Below are 18,597 nucleotides of genomic sequence, written 5' to 3' on the forward strand. Positions count from 1 at the left end.
GGGCCACCAGGCATTCGCACACCTGTTCAATGTCTTTGAAAGTGAGTGCAGGGTAGATGGGCAGGCACAGCACTTCGGCAGCAGCACGTTGCGCCACTGCCAAACGTTCAGGGCTGGCCGATGGCAGGCCACGGTACATGGGCATGTCGCTGATCAGTGGGTAAAAATATCGGCGGGCATAAATGCCATGGTCGCGCAGGTGCTGGTACACGGCATCCCGGCTCATCGGGAATGTGTCTTTCACGAACACCGGGAAATACGCGCCGTTCCATTGCACGCTGTCAGGAATATTCAGCATCTGCAAACCGTCCACGCCGGCCAGCAGCTCGCGGTACATGGAGGCAATGTCCAGGCGGCGAGTCAGCGATTCATCCACGGTTTTCAGTTGCAGCAAACCCACTGCGGCATTGATCTCGCTCATCTTGCCGTTGATGCCGGGGGCCATCACGGTCACTTCATCGGCAAAGCCGAAGTTCTTGAGGTAGTCAATCCGTTGTTTGGTCTTGGCGTCTTTGCAGACAATCGCACCCCCTTCAAACGTATTGAACACTTTGGTGGCGTGCAGGCTGAGCACCGACAGGTCGCCGGCATTCAGCACGCTGTCGCCGCCTTGTCGCACACCAAAGGCGTGGGCGGCGTCGTAAATCACTTTCAGGCCATACACATCGGCAATGCGCTGAATCTCGGCCGTGTTGGCGGGCAGGCCATAGCAATGCACGGGCAAAATGGCGGTGGTGTTGGGGGTGATGGCTTCTTCAATGCGCTGTGGGTCGAGGTTGAAGGTCACTGGGTCGATGTCCACAAACACCGGCTTCAGGTTGTTCCAGATCAGCGAATGCGACGTGGCCACGAAGGAGTAGGGCGTGGTGATGACCTCGCCCGTGATGCGCAGGGCCTTGAACGCGGTCATGAGGGCCAGGGTGCCGTTGGCGAACAGGGACAGGTGTTCAACGCCCAGGTACTTGCACAGCTCGGCTTCCAGTTGTTGGTGGAAGGGGCCATTGTTGGTGAGCACCTTGTTGTCCCAAATCTGTTCGAGCAAGGGGACAAACTCTGCCAGCGGCGGCAGCACAGGCTGGGTCACGTAAATGGGTTTGTCGCGCATGCCGGTCTCGAAAGGCAGTGGTCAGGCTTTCATTATTGGCAGGCTGTGCGATACCCCATGGCTTGAAAATCAGGGGTTTATCCCCTCAGTCTTGGGTTTTCCACCCCTACAAAGGGGCGGAAGAAGCGGTTTTATCCCCCAAAAGTCGGATAATGGCGGCTTGTCCAATCCAGTCCAACGCTCCCTCTTCATGGCCCTGCGCGCAACCGTTTACAAAGCCCAATTGGATGTGTCCGACCTGGATCGCCACCACTACGGCCAGTACAACCTCACCCTGGCTCTGCACCCCTCGGAGACCGAAGAGCGGATGATGGTGCGTTTGCTGGCTTTTGCCTTGAATGCCGGGGAAGACCTGCAATTTGGCAAGGGTATTTCTGCCGAAGACGAAGCGGCCGTGTGGGAAATTGACCCCACTGGAGCCATCCGTTTGTGGATTGAACTGGGGCAACCCGATGAAGCACGGGTGCGCAAGGCTTGCGGCCGTGCCGACCGGGTGTGGGTGGTGAGTTACGGCCGCTCAACCCCGGTGTGGTGGAGCAACAACCAAAGCTGGTTGAGCAAACTCGAGAAGGTCGCCGTGTTGCAGATCACCCCCGAGGACGGGGCTGCCATGGCCGCGCTGGCCCAGCGCAACATGGCGCTGGCGTGCACCGTGCAGGAAGGGGAGGTGTATTTGGGTGAGGCGCACCTCAAACCTGTGTGGTTAAAAGCCCCGTTGTGAACTAAGCGTTGCGTTCAATGGTGTGGTGCATGATGGCACCAGCGGCAATGCTCAGCAGCCAGGTGCCCACAAAAGCGGCCATGTTCAGGCTCAGGCTGTCATCGCCCAGCCACATCACCAAACCGCTGGTCAGCACCAGCAGCGGGTAATGAATCAAAAACACCGAGTAGGAAATATCGCCCAGTTTTTGAATGGCGCTGGAATGCACTTTTTCCACCCAGGGGCGGATGATGTCGCTGCCCATCAACAACAGGGCGGTGATGCCTGTCAGGATGAGGCGTTCCCGCCAGTTGAACCACAGTGCGGCCAACACCATGCTGGCCACCAAAGCCATCACCGGTGCCCGGCGCTGTTTCTTCACCGCCCAAAACGACAAAATACCCAGGCCATACGCGCCAAAAAAGTAAATGCCCCATTCATCCAGCCTGGGGTTGGTGTTCCACCAAAAGAGCGAACAAACCGTCAGCCCCAGTGCCAGCAACATCCACACCCGCGCCGGTTCCAGCCAGGCCAGCACCGCCGTGCCGTTGAGGTTTCGACTCAACCACACCATCAGCACCAGCAGGGCATACAGTTGGAAGTCGATGGCCACATACCATACCCCGGCCGACAGGGCATGCACACCCACAATGTCGTGCACCATCAAGATGTGCGAGAAAATTTGTGCCAGGGTGGGGGGCTCGACCAGGTCTGAAAACGCATCAAACCATGACAGCCCGGCCGCCAACAGGGCCGCTGCGGCAATGGCCACCCAATAGGGCTTGGCCAGGCGAAGGTAGCGCTGCCAAATCAGCTTGGTGGCGGTGGTCAGCTCGCTGGCTTGCGGTTGGGCGAGCAACTTCCACATGGACTGTGCCGCCAAATACCCCCCAATCACCAAAAACACCTGCACCACATACCGGGCCTGGTCGCCCAGCACGGCAAACAGCCCGGGCCACAAAGGCTGGAGCTCTTTGGCCATGGGGCTGTACAACACCAAATGGTGCAGAACAATGATTTGCGATGCGAAGGCTTTGAGGCAATCGACCAGTGGGTTGCGCATGGGTGGGTACTGCATGAAATCAACAAGTTGCGCGAAGTATAAGGCCGACTTGCCCCGTGCTCTTGCACCCACACTCTAAATTGGTCACTTCATGGCGTGAACGGTCTGCGCCGCCAGGTGCTCCCGCAAAATCCGGCGAATTTCCACAATGGCTTGTGGACGTTCCTGCACGCTGTGCCAGCTGGGAATCACCAGTTCCGAGGCTGCACCCTCCAGATGTGCGCTGCGGTATGGCACCACGCCGTCGTTGCTGTCTTCCAGCGGCAATTCAGGCGTGTTGTTGCCAACAATGCTGTGGTACTTCACCCTGCTGGAAATGGGCAAGGTGGCCGCCAGGTTGACAAAGGGGTCCTGATCGCTCAAGTTGTTGATGCTGTTGAAGGGCCGTGTCAGGGCTGCCGGAGAGGCCGAGTCGGGGTCCACCAGCAGTTGGGCAATCTCGGTCACCCGCGACAGCACGTTGGCCGGCAGGCGGATGATGCTGGCGACAAACCGCGCAAACCGGTTTTCGGCAAACTCGGTGCCCCGGTGCGGGGTGGCGACAAAAATGGCGCGGGTCACCTGGGGCATGGCCGAGAATTTCAACAGGGGCTCCAGTTTCGAGCGCAGGCGCTGTTCCCGGTCGGGTGTCACCTCGTATTCAGACAACAGGCCGTTCCACAAGGTGTCCCCAGCGTCCGAGACCATCAGGCGGGCAATCACGCCGCCCATGCTGTGGCCCAACAGCACCATGTCCCTGGAGGCGGGGTTAACCCCCTTGGGGTCGAAGGCTTTCAGGGTGTCTGTGAGTGCGTCCCGAATCGCCCGGTTGTTGAAAGCCAGCGGCAGGTTGGTGGGGTAATACACCTGCCAAATTTGATAGTTTTCCCGCAGCACTGCATCCCCCAGCACCTCGTTGGCCACATTCACCCAAGCCTCTGGGCTGCTGGCCAGGCCGTGCAGCATCACCAGCACTTTGCGTTTGGGGTCGTAGGGTTGCATCAGGTAAATACGGGGCTTTTCCAATGCATCGCCCCGGCCCACCAAGGTCAGCAGGCTTTGTTGGGCAAAGCCCGAGCGGGCCAGCCACAGCCCGTAACCTGCGGTGAAGTTGGCGGCCAGTGGCACCTCGGTACCTGCTACAAAAGTAGATTTGGAGCGATAGGGGTCATAGCCCAACCATTCCACGTTTCGCGTTTTCAGCACCTCATCCAGGCTGTTGCCGTCAAATTTCAGCAGCACGGTGAACACCGGGAACGTCATTTCGCTCCACGGGGTGTTGGCGTCCGCATTGGTCACCACCCGGTTGCCAAATGCAGCCACCAGTTCGGCACCCAGGCCATCCCGACGGTACTGGTTGCGTAGCCCGCCAAACTCCAGCTCGGTGGCGGTCATCAGGCTTTTTGGCAAGCCACTGAAGGCATTCAGGCTCATGGCCACCGTGCTGCCCCGAATGGTCCAATCTTCCAGTGCAAGCTGGTACAAGCCCTCGCCTTGGCTGGCCTCCTGCAGTTCATCCTGGTACAGTCCAAACAGGCCGATGGCCGCCTGCTGTGTCGAAAAATTGTAATAGTCCCGAACCTGGGCCTGGCGGTCTTCCAAGGCCCGCTGGGTTGGTCCGCGTGTGGTGAAAAACAAGTAGGCGTATGCATACCGGGCGCTTTCCAGGTGGGCGGCCACGGTGTGTACTTTCAGCGCGGTCGAGCCCGGTGTCAGGCGGCTTTCGGTTTCCCGTTTCAGTGCTTCTTGCAGCCACAACTCGGCCAGGCTGGCCATGCGTTGTTCATCGCTCAGCCCTGGCTCGCTGCCCAGCCTGTTTCTGCAGGTTTCGGCTTGCGTCATGCAGGTGTTTTCGTCCAGGCCCAGCACCTGCAGTGCAGACCGGGTTGAGTTGCTCAGCTCTCCGGTGGTCAGCACATCGCCACGTCGCAAGGCCACAAACTCTTTGGAGCTGACCGAGCTGACATCCACCATGGCGCAGCCGCCCAGGCCAATTAGGCAATTGAGCAGGCAACCCAGCAGGCCACGCAGCAGATGGCTGCGACACCATGTCGCATAGAAGGAAGGCACAGCAGAACCCCACAAGTGATCGCGTTGGGAAAACAGTGTCAGAATGACACCCCATGAACCCAGCCCGCCCCAATGAACCCTGGCCAGTCAACCGCCATGCGCAATTGCGCACGGTGTGGTCCTTGCGCAACTTTGCCATTGCTGCGCATTTGCTGGTGTTGTTCACCCTGAACGGGGTGTTGGGGGTTCAATTGCCGTGGACGGCCCTTGGGGTGATTGTAGGGGGTTTGGTTCTGCTCAACATGCTCACTTGGGCCAAGTTGAAGCAATCCTCGATTCAACACCGGGTGGGGCCGTTCGAGGTGACGGCGCAACTGCTGGCCGATCTGGCCGCGTTTTCGTTCATTCTGTATTTCACCGGTGGGGTGACCAACCCGTTCGTGTCGCTGTACTTGCCCTTGTTGGGTTTGGCCGCAGCCCTGTTGCCCTTGGGGCAGGTGGTGCTGCTGTCGGTGGTCAGTGTGTTGGCCTACAGCATCCTGATGCGCGAATACATCCCACTGGTGCTGCCCAATCCGTCCAGTGGGGTGTATTTCCATTTGGTGGGTATGTGGCTGAACTTCATGGTCAGCGTGCTTATTCTGGTTGGGTTTGTGGCGCGGCTCAGCAACGCATTGCGCCAACGGGAGCAAGCGCTGGCCATGGCCCAGTCCCGCTTGGCCAGTGAGGAACGCTTGGCGGCCTTGGGCAATCAGGCTGCGTCGATTGCACACCAGTTGGGCACGCCCGTGGCCACCATGGCCTTGTTGGCCGATGAATGGCTGGAAACCCAGCCTGAGCCAGTACCCCAGCGGGACTTGCTGCAAATGAAAGCCCAGTTGCAAACCGTGCAAGGCATTCTGCAACAACTGCGCGCACAGGTGGACACGCGGCCCAGCGACACAGAGCGTGATTCCACCGCTTGGCTGCATTGGTGGGCCACCACCGTGCGCGACTGGAACAATGCCCACCCTGCAGCCCATGTGCATGTTGTGGCCCAAGCGTCCATGCACGCCGGGCTTCGAGTTGCGGTACCGCCGTCGGTGTTGGGCCTGGCTTGGAACACGCTGCTGGAAAATGCGGCACACAGCCACGCGCATGGTGGTGCAGCAGCACCCATCCACGTGGGCTTTGACACCACGCCCGGGGCCTTGGTCTGGTGGGTGCAAGACTTTGGCGGTGGCGTTGCGCCCGAGTTGTTGCCCAAGTTGGGCTATGAAACGGTGGAATCCGACCGCCAGGGCATGGGCTTGTACCTGTTGTCGTCCCTGCTGGAGCGTCATGGCGCCCGGGCCAGTTTTGCCAATGTGCAGGGCGGCCTGCGGGCAACCGTTGAATTGCCCCTGCTGCCGCTGGAGCATGCAGCATGAGCCATCGAAGAACATTGCTGTTGATTGATGACGATGCCGTTTTTGGCGAAACCCTGGCACGCACATTGACCCGCCGCGGCTTTGATGTGCAATTGGCCTGCAACCGGGCCGATGCGCTGTTGCACGGCAATCGGGGCGCATTCACCGACATCACGGTGGACTTGAACCTGGGTGAGGATTCGGGTCTGTCCCTGATTGCCCCGCTGCGGAAAGCCCACCCCAGTGCCCGAATTTTGGTGCTGACGGGTTACGCCAGCATCGCCACCACCGTGCAAGCCATGAAGCTGGGGGCCGACAATGTGTTGGCCAAGCCTGTGGGGGCTGCTGACATTGTGCAGGCGCTGGACGATGAAGGGTCAGCGCGGGCGGGCTCAAGCGATGAGCCCGAGCTGCAACCCATGTCGGTGTCGCGCCTGGAATGGGAACACATCGCCCGTGTATTGCATGAGCATGGTGGGAATGTGTCGGCCACAGCCCGGGCGCTCAACATGCACCGGCGCACCCTGCAACGCAAGCTGGCCAAAAAGCCTGTGCAGCGTTAATCGCCGACTGTTTCAGGATGCCAAAGCCTCGGGCTTGGGCAGCCAGCGGGCCACCCAGCGCGGCAGTTTTTGAAGGCCCAGCACATTGTCTTCCCGCACACTGCCAGCGGAGAAAATGCGTGTGCCCATGATGTAGTCAAACCACGGTTTGGTGACGCACCAGTTGGCCCCCGGGTTGTTGCCCATGTGGTGGTCGTAGTGCCAAGGCACATGGGTTTTGCCCCACGCCGGGTCGTTGTGGGACTTTTTGTGCACCCGGTAATAATTGCCAGCGCAATACCACAGCGTGCCCACAAACCAGGGTGCGACCGGGAATGCTGGGATCAATGCCACGCTGGTGGCCAGCAAAGCCCAGGTTTCCTTGCCCTGCGCATGCAGACCCAACGGGAAGCGTTGGTAATTGGGGTCGTAATAGCCGTGTTGGCGCACCGCCTTGTGGTGCTCATGGAAGTGAAAGGCCCAAAAGGTGCCTTGCTGTTTGCCCAATCCATGTAGAACGTACTTGTGCATGGCCCATTCCACCGCGTTGGCGGTCAGCAGGGCGGCGGGAATTTCCAGGGGTCCAAACATCCGTGTCTCCTCGGGTGTATTCAAAGCATCAGGACAAGCCCGACAAGGTATTGAGGCTGTTTTGCAAGGCGCGACTGCCCAGTTCAACGTGTTGGCGGGTCAGCACTTCACAGCGCCGCACCTCCCCCGCTCTAAAAGCCTCCAGCAGTTGCGCCAGGGTGTTGATGTCCCGAAACTCGTCCTGCATCAGGTGGGTCATCAAGCCCCACACGGCCCGGTAAGTCTCGTTCATGGAATTAAAGGCCAGGCGAAACACCACATTGCCGCTGTGCTTCACCACGGCACTCCAGTAATCAAAAGCCAGTTGTTGCAGGGTGGGCAGGTCGGTGGTGGCTTTCATCGCTTCCACCACCGGGCTCAGTTCGGCTGCCAGGGCCTCCCCATGGTGGGCAGCCGCCTGGCCGGCCACCAGCGGCGCCAAGGTTTTGCGCAACAGCACAATGCCCTTGGCCAGTTCCAGGTTCAGTTGGCCACGGTCGTTCACCACCAGGCTGGGCAGCAGTTCCAGCCCCCCGTGTTCTGAAAATTCTTCCACCATGGTGGCCCCGCCGTGGCGCACCTTCACCAGCCGCGCTTGTTGCAACCGCTTAATCGCCTCGCGGATGGCACCACGGTTCACCCCCAGTTGGGCCGACAACTGCCGCTCGGATGGAAGTTCATGGCCAGCGGGCAGGGCGCGGGTCAGGATTTGCGTTTGCAGTTGGTGAAACACCTGGTCTGAAATGGCGGTTTTGTCGATGGGTTCCATGTGCAGTGCCACTCCATAAAACTGGTCAACTGATCATACCAGTTGACCATTCGAACGGCAACACAATGGACTCGATGCTCGCGCAAACCCTCAGCTGGTGTGGCGGCAGCCCATCAGCACGGGCGCCAGTGCCGTGGTCATGAATTCCAGTTTTGGGTGGCTGGGCCGCGTCAGCAGGGCAATGGTCCGGGTGGGCAGCGGCGCTTGCAGGGGCACCACGGTGGTGTGTGTGCCTTGCAAAATACCCGCTTGTACCGCCATGTCGGGCAGCAGTGCGCAGCCCAGTCCGGCATTCACCAACTGCACCATGGTGCTCAGGTTGGTGGCTTCAATGGTGTGCTGGTCATCGCTTTGCGGTCGGGTTGTGCAGGCCGCCAAAGTGTGGTCCCGAAGGCAATGCCCTTTTTCCAGCAGCAGCAACTGTCCACTTTCCAGGTTTTGTAATGAGAACTGCGCATGTCGGGCCAGCTGATCATCGGCTGGAGCGACCAACTGCAAGGCTTCTTCGAACAATATCTCCGCATGCAGTTTGCCGGTGTCGATGGGCAGGGCCAAAACCGCCGCATCCAGTTCACCCTGGTCCAACTCGGCCAGCAGCACGTGGGTTTGGCTTTCCCGAATGTTGACCTGCAGTCGTGGAAATGCCGTGCGCAGGCCTGCCAGCATGCGGCTTAACAAAAAGGGTGCAATGGTTGGGATCACACCCAGGGTGAACTCGCCGCTGGCCGGGTCGCTGGCTTGGCTGGCAATGTTGAGCAGGTCTTGGCTGGCAGCCAGCAAATCACGACCTCGCCGGGCTACATCCGCACCGATTGGTGTCAGCGCCACCCGCTGTCTGTCCCGCTCCACCAGTTTCACGCCCAGTTGCCGTTCCAGTTCGGCCAGCCCACCACTCAGGGTGGACTGGGTCACAAAACACAGTTCGGCTGCCCGGGTGAAATTCAGAGTCTCGGCCACGGCCAGCAGGTAGCTCAGCTGCTTGAGTGAGAGGCTGGCGGCCTGCGTAAACCGGCTGTTCATGGCTTGCTGCCTGTGTATCGGAAAATCCGATTATAGCCAGCGGAATAACCCGTTGGACCCCTCATCTGGTTTTGTCGAAGATGGATCTACTCCATGCAAGCCAGGCCAAGACATGAACACACCGACATGCCCCGTGATGACCACCACTGCAGGCGCCCCCATCGCGGACAACCAGAACAGCCTGTCGGCTGGCCCCAACGGGCCTTTGCTGATGCAGGACTGGCAGTTGATCGAGAAACTGGCCCACCAAAACCGCGAACGCATTCCCGAGCGGGTGGTGCATGCCAAAGGCTGGGGTGCGCATGGCGTGTTCACGGTAACCCACGACATCACGGCCTACACCTGTGCCGAGGTGTTTGGGCGTGTAGGGCAAAAAACGCCAATCCTTGCGCGATTCTCAACCGTGGCGGGTGAACAGGGCGCCGCCGATGCCGAGCGGGACGTGCGGGGCTTTGCGCTCAAGTTTTACACCAGCCAGGGCAACTGGGACCTGGTGGGCAACAACACACCTGTGTTCTTCATCCGCGACCCGCTCAAGTTTCCGGATTTCATTCGAACCCAGAAGCGCAACCCCAAAACCAACCTGCGCAGCAACACTGCGGCTTGGGACTTCTGGAGCCTGTCACCCGAGGCCTTGCACCAAATCACCATTCTCATGAGCGACCGGGGCATTCCCGCCAGCCCCCGTTTTATGAACGGCTATGGCAGCCACACGTTCAGCTTTTGGAATACGCATGGCGAGCGCTTTTGGGTGAAGTTCCACTTCAAAACCCAACAGGGCCACAAAACCCTCAGCAACGAAGAAGCCGAGCGCGTGATTGGCAAGGACCGCGAAAGTTATCAGCGAGACCTGTTCGGTGCCATTGAGGCAGGCCAATACCCGAAGTGGGCAGTGATGGTGCAAATCATGCCCGAGGCCGATGCACTGAAAACAGCTTACAACCCGTTTGACCTTACCAAGGTGTGGCCGCATGCTGACTACCCTTTGATTCCGGTGGGCGAGATTGAACTGAACCGCAACCCGGACAACTACTTCGCCGAAATTGAACAGGCTGCGTTCAGCCCCAGCAATGTGGTGCCTGGCATCGGTTTCAGTCCCGACCGCGTGCTTCAGGGTCGCTTGTTTGCGTATGCTGATGCGCACCGCTATCGCATCGGTACGCACTACGAAGCCTTGCCCGTTAACCGGCCACACTGCCCGGTGCACCACTATCACAAAGACGGTGCGATGCGCTTTTTCGAGAACAACCCCAACCCGGCTGCCTACTACGAGCCGAACAGTTTTGGTGGGCCGGTGCAGTCACCGACCGTTCAGGAGCCACCCCTGCACCTGTTTGGTGACGCCGGGCGCTTTGATCAACGTGATGCCAGCGACGACTATGTGCAGCCTCGTGCCCTGTTCAAGCAACTGGATGCGGAGCATCGCAAACGCCTGGGCGACAACATCGCGGTCAGCATGCAGGGCGTGCCTGGTTTTATCGTGGACCGCGCACTGGGGCATTTCGACCGGATTGACCCATCGTATGGTCAGTCGATCCGCTCAGGCTTGGAAAAGTATGGAGTGGAGTACAGCGCGCGGTGAGGCACCCCATCAGGAAGGGCGTGTGAAAACATGACTCTGCATCGACAATGCGCCGTAGCGCACGTCTTCCGGCAACTCCTCAAACCCCCAGGTGCCAACTGCTGCGGCACCCACTGCAAACGGCAAGGGCAGGTAATGGTCATCGTCCGGGTGGGCCCGGTGAAAATTTGGTGCCAGTTGATCTGCTTGCGCTATCCCCGCTGAGTTACGCGCTTCCAATTGAGCACCAATCCAGCGCGTAAATTCATTCACGTAGGTTGGCGCTGCCTTGCCCTGTGATGTTCCACCCAAGTTCAGGTCGCTGAAGTTGTGGGTCAGGCTACCGCTGCCCACCACCACAGCGCGGTGGTGGTGCGCAAATGCGGACAGGGCCTGCCCTGTTGCAAAGGCCTCCCGTGCGGTCCAGTCCACTGGCATGCTCAGTTGCACCACCGGTGGCCCGCCCTGCGGAAACAGGTGCAAATAAGGCACCCACACGCCATGGTCAAACCCTTGTTGGGGCGCTGCCTCTACAGGTAAACCGCGCAAGGCCAACAGCTCCACCAGTTGCAGTGCCAGGGCAGGGTCGCCGTTGATCAGCGGGTTTAATCCGTACAAAGCCTTCGGGAAGCCAAAAAAGTCGTGAACAATGGCGGGCTGCGCGTGGGTGGTCACCTGCAAATGCTGGCTGCGCCAATGCGGGCTCACCACAATCAACGCACGCACGTGCTGCGTCAGCAAACGTTGACCGACGGCTTCCAAGGCCTCGCCGGGAGCACCAGGCTCCAAGGCAAACGTCGGTGCACCGTGGCTGATGAACAGCGCAGAAATGGCGGTGTTGTGGGGCATGTGTTCAAACTCCTGCACAAGGCAATGGACTCAGTGTAACGTAGACCCCAAATCCGCTTGTCGTAACTTTTTGAACGACATCGACGAAATTCCAGCAGCACACACACTCGGAACTGTTCATGAAAAAAATTCTTCTGCTGGCCATCGCCGCAGCACTGGTGGCTGTCTTTGCCTTCGACCTGCAAAATCTGCTCACGCTCGACTCCCTCAAAAACAGCCTCGGCGACTTTCGGCGCTTCCAGGCCGAGTCCCCGTGGTTGGTCTCTGGCATTTACTTTGCCATCTATGTGGTGGTCACCGCATTTTCCATCCCGGGTGCTGCGGTCATGACCCTGGCCGGTGGCGCTTTGTTCGGCCTTTGGCAGGGCCTCTTGCTGGTGTCGTTCGCGTCCACCGTGGGGGCCACACTGGCTTTTCTGGGGGCCCGCTATTTTCTGCGCGATTCGGTGCAGGCCAAGTTTGGCAACCGCCTCAATGCCATCAATGCCGGTGTTGAAAAAGAAGGCGCGTTTTACCTGTTTACCTTGCGGCTGGTGCCGGTGTTTCCGTTCTTTCTCATCAACCTCTTGATGGGCTTAACCCAGATGAAAGCCTGGACATTTTTCTGGGTCAGCCAACTGGGCATGTTTGCGGGCACGGTGGTGTATGTCAACGCGGGCACTGAACTGGCCAAAATCACCAGCCTGTCGGGCATTTTGTCGCCTGGCCTCATCGCCTCTTTTGTGGTGTTGGGTTTTTTCCCGCTGGCGGCCAAAAAAATCATCGACCGGGTGCAGGCCCGCCGGGTGTATGCACGCTGGAAAAAGCCCGCCCGCTTTGACCGCAACCTGATTGTGATTGGTGGGGGCGCAGCGGGTTTGGTGTCCGCCTACATTGCCGCAGCCGTTAAAGCCAAAGTGACTTTGATTGAGGCGCATAAGATGGGTGGCGATTGCTTGAATTACGGTTGCGTTCCCTCCAAAGCACTCATCAAAAGTGCCAAGCTGGCTCATCAAATGAGCCTGGCCAATCGCTATGGGCTGGAGGCCACCCAGCCCAAGTTCAGCTTCAAAGCCGTCATGCAGCGAGTGCACGATGTTATCCGCGCCATTGAGCCGCACGACAGCATTGAGCGCTACACGGGCCTGGGCGTGGAGGTGTTGCAGGGCTATGCCACGTTGGTCGACCCGTGGACGGTGGAGATTCGCCACAACCATGGGGAGACAAGCCGGCTCACCGCCCGCAGCATTGTGATTGCCGCAGGGGCACAGCCTTTCATCCCGCCGTTGCCGGGCATTCAGGATGTGGGCGTGCTCACCAGCGACACCCTGTGGGATGCATTCGCCCAGCGCGATGCAGCACCCAAGCGGCTGGTGGTGTTGGGCGGCGGTCCAATCGGTTGTGAACTGGCGCAGGCCTTTGCACGGCTGGGCTCACAGGTGGTGCAGGTGGAAATGGCCCCCCGTATTTTGGTGCGTGAGGATGACGACGTGGCTGCATTGGCCCTGCAAAGCCTGCAAGCCGACGGGGTGCAGGTGCTGACCCGTCACAAAGCCCTGCGCTTTGAGCAGAATGGTGGCGAAAAAACACTCGTGGCCGAGCATGCAGACCGCGAGGTGCGCATTGCGTTTGATGATGTCATTTGTGCTGTGGGGCGCAGCGCTCGCCTGACCGGTTACGGCCTGGAGCAACTGGGCATTGAAACCCAGCGCACGGTGGTCACCAATGATTACCTGGAGACTTTGTACCCCAATATTTTTGCGGCGGGCGATGTGGCTGGCCCCTACCAATTCACGCACACAGCAGCGCACCAAGCCTGGTACGCCGCCGTGAATGCCTTGTTCGGGCAGTTCAAAAAATTCAAGGTTGATTATTCCGTCATTCCTTGGACAACCTTCATTGACCCCGAAGTGGCCCGCGTGGGTTTGAATGAACAGGATGCCAAAGCCCAGGGCGTGGCGTATGAAGTCACCCGCTATGGGATCGACGACCTCGACCGTGCCATTGCCGACAGCGATGCACACGGCTTTGTCAAAGTACTCACCGTACCCGGAAAAGACAAAATCCTGGGTGTCACGATTGTGGGCGTGCATGCGGGCGACCTGCTGGCTGAGTTTGTGTTGGCCATGAAACACGGCTTGGGATTGAACAAAATTCTCGGCACCATTCACACTTACCCAACCCTGTCTGAGGCCAACAAATACGCGGCCGGTGAATGGAAGCGCGCGCATGCACCCCAAAAAGTGCTCGCCTGGCTGGCCCGCTACCATGCGTGGCGGCGGGGGTAGGAAGCCGCACAGGGCAGTGTAGAAAGCGGGTAAGAGTGACGCTGCGGGTGATGGCCCTCAGGTGAAGCATTTCTCGAATGTTGACAGGGTTGCTAGAGTCGGCCACTTCATTTGGATGACTTGGCCTGCCCTCTGTGACCAACGCAGCGCACACCCACAATCCTGACCTGCAGTCGGCGGCCTTGGTTGAACCCATGCTGCCGACATGGTCACGCCCGCTGCCCGGGCTGGGCTGTGGTCCCAATCTTGAATACGACAACCGCTTTCTTGCGTTGGTTCAGGCTGCGCAAGGGCGCCCCGAAACGCAATTTGAACCTGCCGTACCACCCGACTGGGCTTTTGTTGAGCGCGAATCACAGCTCCTCCTGAACGAAAGCCGTGACTTGCGCCTGGTGCTTCTGTTGGCCCAGTCACAACTGGCACTCCAAGGTCTGGCCCCCGTTCCCACGGTGTTGGCTGGCATGGCTGCGCTGATTCGCGACTGCTGGACGGCACTTAACCCGCCGCTGGACGAGGGCGATGCTTACCCGCGCCTCCAGGTCATCGAATCCATGGGGCCAGGCAGCCCGTTCTTTGCCACCCTGCGGTCTGCGCTGGTGCATCGCCATGCAGCACTGGGTGAGTTACGCATCCGCGATTTCGAAATACTGGCAGGCCATTTGCAGGGTGCCGTGTCCACCTGCAACCGCGATCAATTGCAGCAGTTCATGCAATCCCATGCCGATGTGTTGGTCGAATTGCTAACGGTTGTGCAGTCCCTCAACAGCGCGCTCGATGACTTGTCGGCTGCCTTTGCACAAGTGCTGCCCCACGAGCGCTTGTCTGCCCTTGAGTCGTTTCGAACCGTTCTTCGGCATGTCCGCCAAGTCTTGCCGGAACTTTCTCCAGCGGTGAGCGCACCCATGCAGATTGAATCGGGCTTACAAACTGGCTTTCAATCAGGCTCATTGAGTGAGCCTGCTCAAAGTGCTAATCCAGCCCCTGTTGCCGTGTTGGTTGTAAATAACCGGGCACAGGCGCTGGCCGCCATCGACAGTGTGTGCCGTTACCTCGAACAGGCCGAGCCCACCAGCCCAGCACAATGGCTATTGAAGCGTGCCCGGCGTCTGATCGACAAAAACTTTCTGGAGCTTGTGAAAGACCTGGCCCCCGACGCGTTAAACGACGTGGCACGGATCATGGGGGTTGACCCCCGGGCACTGGACGATCCCAATTTTTAATGAGGCCTACCCATGAGTGGACAAAAATTCATTGCCCGAAACCGCGCACCCCGCGTTCAAATTGAATACGACGTCGAGGTGTATGGGGCGCAAAAAAAAGTGCAATTGCCCTTTGTGATGGGCGTGCTGTCCGATTTGTCCGGTCAGTCCGAAGTGCCCTTGGCGCCATTGGCCGAACGTGAATTTCTGGAGGTGGACGTCGACAATTTCGATGCCCGCATGAAAAGCATTCGCCCCCGCGCAGCCTTCCATGTGGACAACGCACTCACCGGCGAGGGCAAGCTCGCGGTTGATCTCACCTTTGAATCCATGGACGACTTCAGTCCCGCCGCCATTGCCCGACAAATAGAACCCCTGCGCCAGTTGCTGGAAGCACGCCAACAACTCGCGAACCTGCTCACCTACATGGATGGAAAAAACGGTGCCGAGGAATTGTTGGCCAAGCTACTGGCCGACCCCAGCCTGTTGAAGTCCTTGTCGGCTTCGGCGAAACCGGTGGGTGCACCACCTGCCGATGCGCAACAGTCCAACCCCACCGGAGAATGACATGTCCGAACTGCAAAAAAGCCATGCCCTGGGTTTGATTGAACTGGACGGCAGCGAACTGTCTACTCTGCTAAGCCGCGAATTCAAACCCAAAACCGAGGAAGCACGTTCGGCGGTCGAGTCGGCGGTGGTCACCTTGGCGCATCAAGCCCTGAGCGGTGCTGCCATGGTGTCGGACGATGTGGTGGATTCCATCCAGCGCATGATCAGTGCCATTGACGAAAAGCTGACTGCGCAGGTCAACGCCGTGTTGCATCACCCCGATTTTCAACGGCTGGAAAGCGCCTGGCGCGGCCTCCATTACTTGGTGAACAACACCGAAGTCGACGAATTTCTCAAAATCCGCTTCATGAATGTGTCCAAAGCCGAGCTGGCCAAAAGCTTGAAGCGGTACAAGGGCGTGTCATGGGATCAAAGCCCGGTGTTCAAGAAAATCTACGAAGCAGAATATGGGCAATTTGGTGGCGAGCCCTACGGCTGTCTGGTCGGCGACTATTACTTCGACCATTCACCACCCGACGTGGAAATGCTCGGGGAACTCGCCAAAGTGTCGGCGGCTGCGCATGCGCCATTTTTGTCAGCCGTGTCACCAGCCACCCTGCAGATGGATTCCTGGCAAGAGCTTGCCAACCCCCGCGATTTGACCAAAATCTTTTCCACACCCGACTACGCCGCCTGGCGCAGCCTGCGGGAGTCGGATGACGCCAAATACCTGGGCTTGGCCATGCCACGCTTTTTGGCACGCCAGCCCTATGGTGTCAAAACCAATCCGGTGGAGGAATTTGCGTTCGAAGAAGACACCGGGGTGGCTGACCACAGTCGATATGCCTGGGCCAACTCGGCGTATGCCATGGCGGTCAACATCAACCGCTCTTTCAAGCAATATGGCTGGTGCTCACAAATTCGGGGCATTGAGTCGGGTGGTGCTGTGCCCAATTTGCCCACCCACACCTTTCCCACCGACGACGGTGGCGTGGACATGAAGTGCCCCACCGAGATTGCCATTTCAGACCGCCGCGAGGCCGAACTGAGCAAAAGTGGTTTTCTCCCTCTGGTGCACAAGAAAAACAGCGATCTGGCGGCGTTTATTGGTGCCCAGTCTTTGCACAAACCCGCTGAGTATGACGACCCCGATGCCTCGGCCAATGCCAAGCTGGCAGCGCGTTTGCCTTACCTGTTTGCCACCTGCCGGTTCGCCCATTACCTGAAGTGCATTGTCCGCGACAAAATCGGCTCCTTCAAAGAGCGGGCTGACATGCAACGCTGGTTGCAGGACTGGATCATGCAGTACGTCGACGGCGACCCCGCCAATTCCTCCGATTCGGTGAAGGCCACGCGACCACTCGCCGCAGCCGAGGTGGTTGTCGAAGAAATCGAAGGCAATCCCGGCATGTATTCCTCGAAATTCTATTTGCGCCCCCACTACCAATTGGAGGGGCTCACCGTGTCTTTGCGGTTGGTCAGCAAGCTGCCATCCGCCAAAGCTTCTTAATGCATCACGTATTCCAACAACTTATCTGAGAGGGAATTATGGCAGTTGATATGTTTCTGAAAATCAAGGGCGTGGATGGCGAATCCGTGGACAAGGTCCACGCCAAAGAGATCGACATTCTGTCGTGGAGCTGGGGCATGTCCCAATCGGGAACCACGCACACAGCCCGTGGGGGCGGTGCTGGCAAAGTCAGCGTTCAAGACCTGTCCATCACCAAATACACCGACAAGTCCACACCCAACCTGATCAAGGCCTGCTGCAACGGCAAGCATTTTGAAGAGGCGGTCCTGACTGTGCGCAAAGCCGGTGAGCAACCGCTGGAGTACATCATTCTGACCATGAAGGATGTGCTGGTGACCGCCGTGTCCGAGGGCGGCTCGGGTGGTGATGATCGCCTGACCGAAAACATCACGCTGAACTTTGCCGAGTTCAGCTACGTGTATGTTCCCCAAAAGCGCGATGGCGGTGCAGATGGCAAGGTGGAAGCCACCTTCAACATCGCCACCAACTCCGAGAAATAATCGGCAAGGCCGGGAGTTACCATGTCCAAAGTCGACATGTTCCTGGCTCTGGATGGCAGCCGCCAAGGTGCCATCCGGGGCGAAAGCATTGGGGTCGGGCACGAGGGCCAATGCGAAATTCTGGGTTGGTCCTGGGGCATGTCCCAGCAAGCCCATTCACTGTCGCAGCAGCATTCCAAAGCCTCCGTGCGCGCCATCACCATTCGCAAAAATCTGGACAGCGCCAGCACTGCCATCATGAGTGCCTTGCGCTCAGCCGAAAGTCTGAACTCGGTCGTGATCACATGCCGCGACCCAGCCGGTGTTGACGACATCGATTATCTGCGGATCACCCTGAAAAAAGCACGCATCACCGATTACGATCTCCAGGCCGCTGCAGACGATGAACGGCAAGTGAGCGAGTCCTTTTCAATCGCCTTCAAGGAAATTGAGGTGGTCTACACACCCAAGCTGGGTGCCAATGCCAAGTCGGGTGCTTGCACCTACATTGACCACTATGAATGAGTCGCGCCAGTGGCATCGCCCCACCTTGCTGGAGCGGCTGTTGGGGCGGTCCAGTGTGAATGGCTTGGGTGTCGAAGCAAGCCCATCGGCTTGGTCCCGTGACCAACTGCGGGCCTCGGTCATTCACGATCTGGAGCATTTGCTGAATGCCAGCCAAGGCGATGTGTCGAGTTTGTCCGGCCCAGCCCGTCACAGCGTGTTGGCGTATGGCTTGCCACCCATGGCAGGTCAATTGGCGTCCAGCATCCATGTCAGGCAACTGGAGCAGTCTGTTCACCAGGCGATTGCCCATTTCGAGCCCAGAGTCATTGCCAGCAGTCTGCAGGTGCGGGCCGATGCGGGTGGGGCGGCTTTAAACCACCACAACGTGATTCACCTGCGAATTTCAGCGGCCTTGCATGCACACCCGGTGCCTGTTGAGTTGGTGCTGCGCAGTGACATTGATTTGGAAACCGGTCGTGTGGCATTGGTGCCGCTCACCGGGTTTTAAG

17 protein-coding genes and 1 pseudogene are annotated in these 18,597 nt (G+C 58.9%); 11 read left to right on the top strand and 7 right to left on the bottom strand.

What is annotated here, in order from left to right; all coding sequences use genetic code 11:
* Positions 1–19: 19 nt before the first annotated feature.
* Positions 20–1,105, bottom strand: a pseudogene (locus VGE55_RS00105) (DegT/DnrJ/EryC1/StrS family aminotransferase); the annotation flags it as partial.
* Between the two features lie 190 nt (positions 1,106–1,295).
* On the opposite strand from VGE55_RS00105, the gene VGE55_RS00110 reads away from it, so the two are divergent.
* Positions 1,296–1,826, top strand: coding sequence for a YaeQ family protein (locus VGE55_RS00110; RefSeq protein WP_414674938.1), 531 nt, complete (start codon positions 1,296–1,298; stop codon positions 1,824–1,826).
* Between the two features lies 1 nt (position 1,827).
* Here VGE55_RS00110 and VGE55_RS00115 read toward each other — a convergent pair whose 3' ends face one another.
* Both VGE55_RS00115 and VGE55_RS00120 read right to left on the bottom strand, forming a co-directional pair.
* Positions 1,828–2,868, bottom strand: coding sequence for an acyltransferase (locus VGE55_RS00115; protein ID WP_331129712.1), 1,041 nt, complete (start codon positions 2,866–2,868; stop codon positions 1,828–1,830).
* A gap of 84 nt (positions 2,869–2,952) precedes the next feature.
* Positions 2,953–4,917, bottom strand: a complete 1,965-nt coding sequence (locus VGE55_RS00120) for an alpha/beta hydrolase (protein WP_331129713.1) — start codon at positions 4,915–4,917, stop codon at positions 2,953–2,955.
* 53 nt (positions 4,918–4,970) lie between these two features.
* Here VGE55_RS00120 and VGE55_RS00125 point away from each other — a divergent pair, with 53 nt between their 5' ends.
* Entirely contained in the window at positions 4,971–6,266 is a 1,296-nt protein-coding gene (locus VGE55_RS00125; RefSeq protein WP_331129714.1) for an ATP-binding protein, read from the top strand.
* Positions 6,263–6,808, top strand: coding sequence for a response regulator transcription factor (locus VGE55_RS00130; RefSeq protein ID WP_331129715.1), 546 nt, complete (start codon positions 6,263–6,265; stop codon positions 6,806–6,808). The genes VGE55_RS00125 and VGE55_RS00130 overlap by 4 nt, the downstream gene beginning before the upstream one ends.
* Before the next feature lie 12 nt (positions 6,809–6,820).
* Here VGE55_RS00130 and VGE55_RS00135 read toward each other — a convergent pair whose 3' ends face one another.
* From VGE55_RS00135 to VGE55_RS00145, 3 genes are all read right to left on the bottom strand, one after another.
* Positions 6,821–7,378, bottom strand: coding sequence for a hypothetical protein (locus VGE55_RS00135; protein ID WP_331129716.1), 558 nt, complete (start codon positions 7,376–7,378; stop codon positions 6,821–6,823).
* A 28-nt stretch (positions 7,379–7,406) separates the two neighbouring features.
* A complete protein-coding gene (locus VGE55_RS00140) occupies positions 7,407–8,126 on the bottom strand; it encodes a FadR/GntR family transcriptional regulator (RefSeq protein ID WP_331129717.1) in 720 nt (239 codons plus the stop codon).
* 90 nt (positions 8,127–8,216) lie between these two features.
* The gene (locus VGE55_RS00145) at positions 8,217–9,146 is read right to left on the bottom strand and encodes a hydrogen peroxide-inducible genes activator (protein ID WP_331129718.1); all 930 of its coding nucleotides are present in this window, start codon (positions 9,144–9,146) and stop codon (positions 8,217–8,219) included.
* A gap of 112 nt (positions 9,147–9,258) precedes the next feature.
* Here VGE55_RS00145 and VGE55_RS00150 point away from each other — a divergent pair, with 112 nt between their 5' ends.
* On the top strand, positions 9,259–10,728 hold the full coding sequence (locus VGE55_RS00150; RefSeq protein ID WP_331129719.1) for a catalase: 1,470 nt from the start codon (positions 9,259–9,261) through the stop codon (positions 10,726–10,728).
* A 9-nt stretch (positions 10,729–10,737) separates the two neighbouring features.
* Here VGE55_RS00150 and VGE55_RS00155 read toward each other — a convergent pair whose 3' ends face one another.
* The gene (locus VGE55_RS00155) at positions 10,738–11,556 is read right to left on the bottom strand and encodes a class III extradiol ring-cleavage dioxygenase (RefSeq protein WP_331129720.1); all 819 of its coding nucleotides are present in this window, start codon (positions 11,554–11,556) and stop codon (positions 10,738–10,740) included.
* A 119-nt stretch (positions 11,557–11,675) separates the two neighbouring features.
* On the opposite strand from VGE55_RS00155, the gene VGE55_RS00160 reads away from it, so the two are divergent.
* From VGE55_RS00160 to tssE, 7 genes are all read left to right on the top strand, one after another.
* Complete coding sequence (locus tag VGE55_RS00160) at positions 11,676–13,823, top strand: FAD-dependent oxidoreductase (protein ID WP_331129721.1); 2,148 nt, start codon at positions 11,676–11,678, stop codon at positions 13,821–13,823.
* Between the two features lie 134 nt (positions 13,824–13,957).
* The gene (locus VGE55_RS00165) at positions 13,958–15,043 is read left to right on the top strand and encodes an ImpA family type VI secretion system protein (protein WP_331129722.1); all 1,086 of its coding nucleotides are present in this window, start codon (positions 13,958–13,960) and stop codon (positions 15,041–15,043) included.
* A 12-nt stretch (positions 15,044–15,055) separates the two neighbouring features.
* Positions 15,056–15,589: a type VI secretion system contractile sheath small subunit gene (gene tssB, locus VGE55_RS00170; protein WP_331129723.1), complete on the top strand. Its 534-nt coding sequence runs from the start codon at positions 15,056–15,058 to the stop codon at positions 15,587–15,589.
* Position 15,590: 1 nt separating this feature from the next.
* On the top strand, positions 15,591–17,081 hold the full coding sequence (tssC, locus tag VGE55_RS00175; protein WP_331129724.1) for a type VI secretion system contractile sheath large subunit: 1,491 nt from the start codon (positions 15,591–15,593) through the stop codon (positions 17,079–17,081).
* A 38-nt stretch (positions 17,082–17,119) separates the two neighbouring features.
* On the top strand, positions 17,120–17,602 hold the full coding sequence (locus VGE55_RS00180; RefSeq protein ID WP_331129725.1) for a type VI secretion system tube protein Hcp: 483 nt from the start codon (positions 17,120–17,122) through the stop codon (positions 17,600–17,602).
* A gap of 21 nt (positions 17,603–17,623) precedes the next feature.
* On the top strand, positions 17,624–18,106 hold the full coding sequence (locus VGE55_RS00185) for a type VI secretion system tube protein Hcp (RefSeq protein WP_331129726.1): 483 nt from the start codon (positions 17,624–17,626) through the stop codon (positions 18,104–18,106).
* A complete protein-coding gene (tssE, locus tag VGE55_RS00190; RefSeq protein ID WP_331129727.1) occupies positions 18,099–18,596 on the top strand; it encodes a type VI secretion system baseplate subunit TssE in 498 nt (165 codons plus the stop codon). The genes VGE55_RS00185 and tssE overlap by 8 nt, the downstream gene beginning before the upstream one ends.
* Position 18,597 lies beyond the last annotated feature (1 nt).

Origin of the sequence: Limnobacter sp. (assembly GCF_036405155.1) — a bacterium.
In the GTDB taxonomy this organism is placed as follows: domain Bacteria; phylum Pseudomonadota; class Gammaproteobacteria; order Burkholderiales; family Burkholderiaceae_B; genus Limnobacter.

Excerpts from the sequence above, each read along its gene's own strand:
- VGE55_RS00110 (WP_414674938.1), top strand. The coding sequence starts at position 1,296 with ATGGCCCTGCGCGCAACCGTTTACAAAGCCCAATTGGATGTGTCCGAC.
- VGE55_RS00115 (WP_331129712.1), bottom strand. The coding sequence starts at position 2,868 with ATGCGCAACCCACTGGTCGATTGCCTCAAAGCCTTCGCATCGCAAATC.
- VGE55_RS00125 (WP_331129714.1), top strand. The coding sequence starts at position 4,971 with ATGAACCCAGCCCGCCCCAATGAACCCTGGCCAGTCAACCGCCATGCG.
- VGE55_RS00130 (WP_331129715.1), top strand. The coding sequence starts at position 6,263 with ATGAGCCATCGAAGAACATTGCTGTTGATTGATGACGATGCCGTTTTT.
- VGE55_RS00135 (WP_331129716.1), bottom strand. The coding sequence starts at position 7,378 with ATGTTTGGACCCCTGGAAATTCCCGCCGCCCTGCTGACCGCCAACGCG.
- VGE55_RS00140 (WP_331129717.1), bottom strand. The coding sequence starts at position 8,126 with ATGGAACCCATCGACAAAACCGCCATTTCAGACCAGGTGTTTCACCAA.
- VGE55_RS00145 (WP_331129718.1), bottom strand. The coding sequence starts at position 9,146 with ATGAACAGCCGGTTTACGCAGGCCGCCAGCCTCTCACTCAAGCAGCTG.
- VGE55_RS00150 (WP_331129719.1), top strand. The coding sequence starts at position 9,259 with ATGAACACACCGACATGCCCCGTGATGACCACCACTGCAGGCGCCCCC.
- VGE55_RS00155 (WP_331129720.1), bottom strand. The coding sequence starts at position 11,556 with ATGCCCCACAACACCGCCATTTCTGCGCTGTTCATCAGCCACGGTGCA.
- VGE55_RS00160 (WP_331129721.1), top strand. The coding sequence starts at position 11,676 with ATGAAAAAAATTCTTCTGCTGGCCATCGCCGCAGCACTGGTGGCTGTC.
- tssB (WP_331129723.1), top strand. The coding sequence starts at position 15,056 with ATGAGTGGACAAAAATTCATTGCCCGAAACCGCGCACCCCGCGTTCAA.
- tssC (WP_331129724.1), top strand. The coding sequence starts at position 15,591 with ATGTCCGAACTGCAAAAAAGCCATGCCCTGGGTTTGATTGAACTGGAC.
- VGE55_RS00180 (WP_331129725.1), top strand. The coding sequence starts at position 17,120 with ATGGCAGTTGATATGTTTCTGAAAATCAAGGGCGTGGATGGCGAATCC.
- VGE55_RS00185 (WP_331129726.1), top strand. The coding sequence starts at position 17,624 with ATGTCCAAAGTCGACATGTTCCTGGCTCTGGATGGCAGCCGCCAAGGT.
- tssE (WP_331129727.1), top strand. The coding sequence starts at position 18,099 with ATGAATGAGTCGCGCCAGTGGCATCGCCCCACCTTGCTGGAGCGGCTG.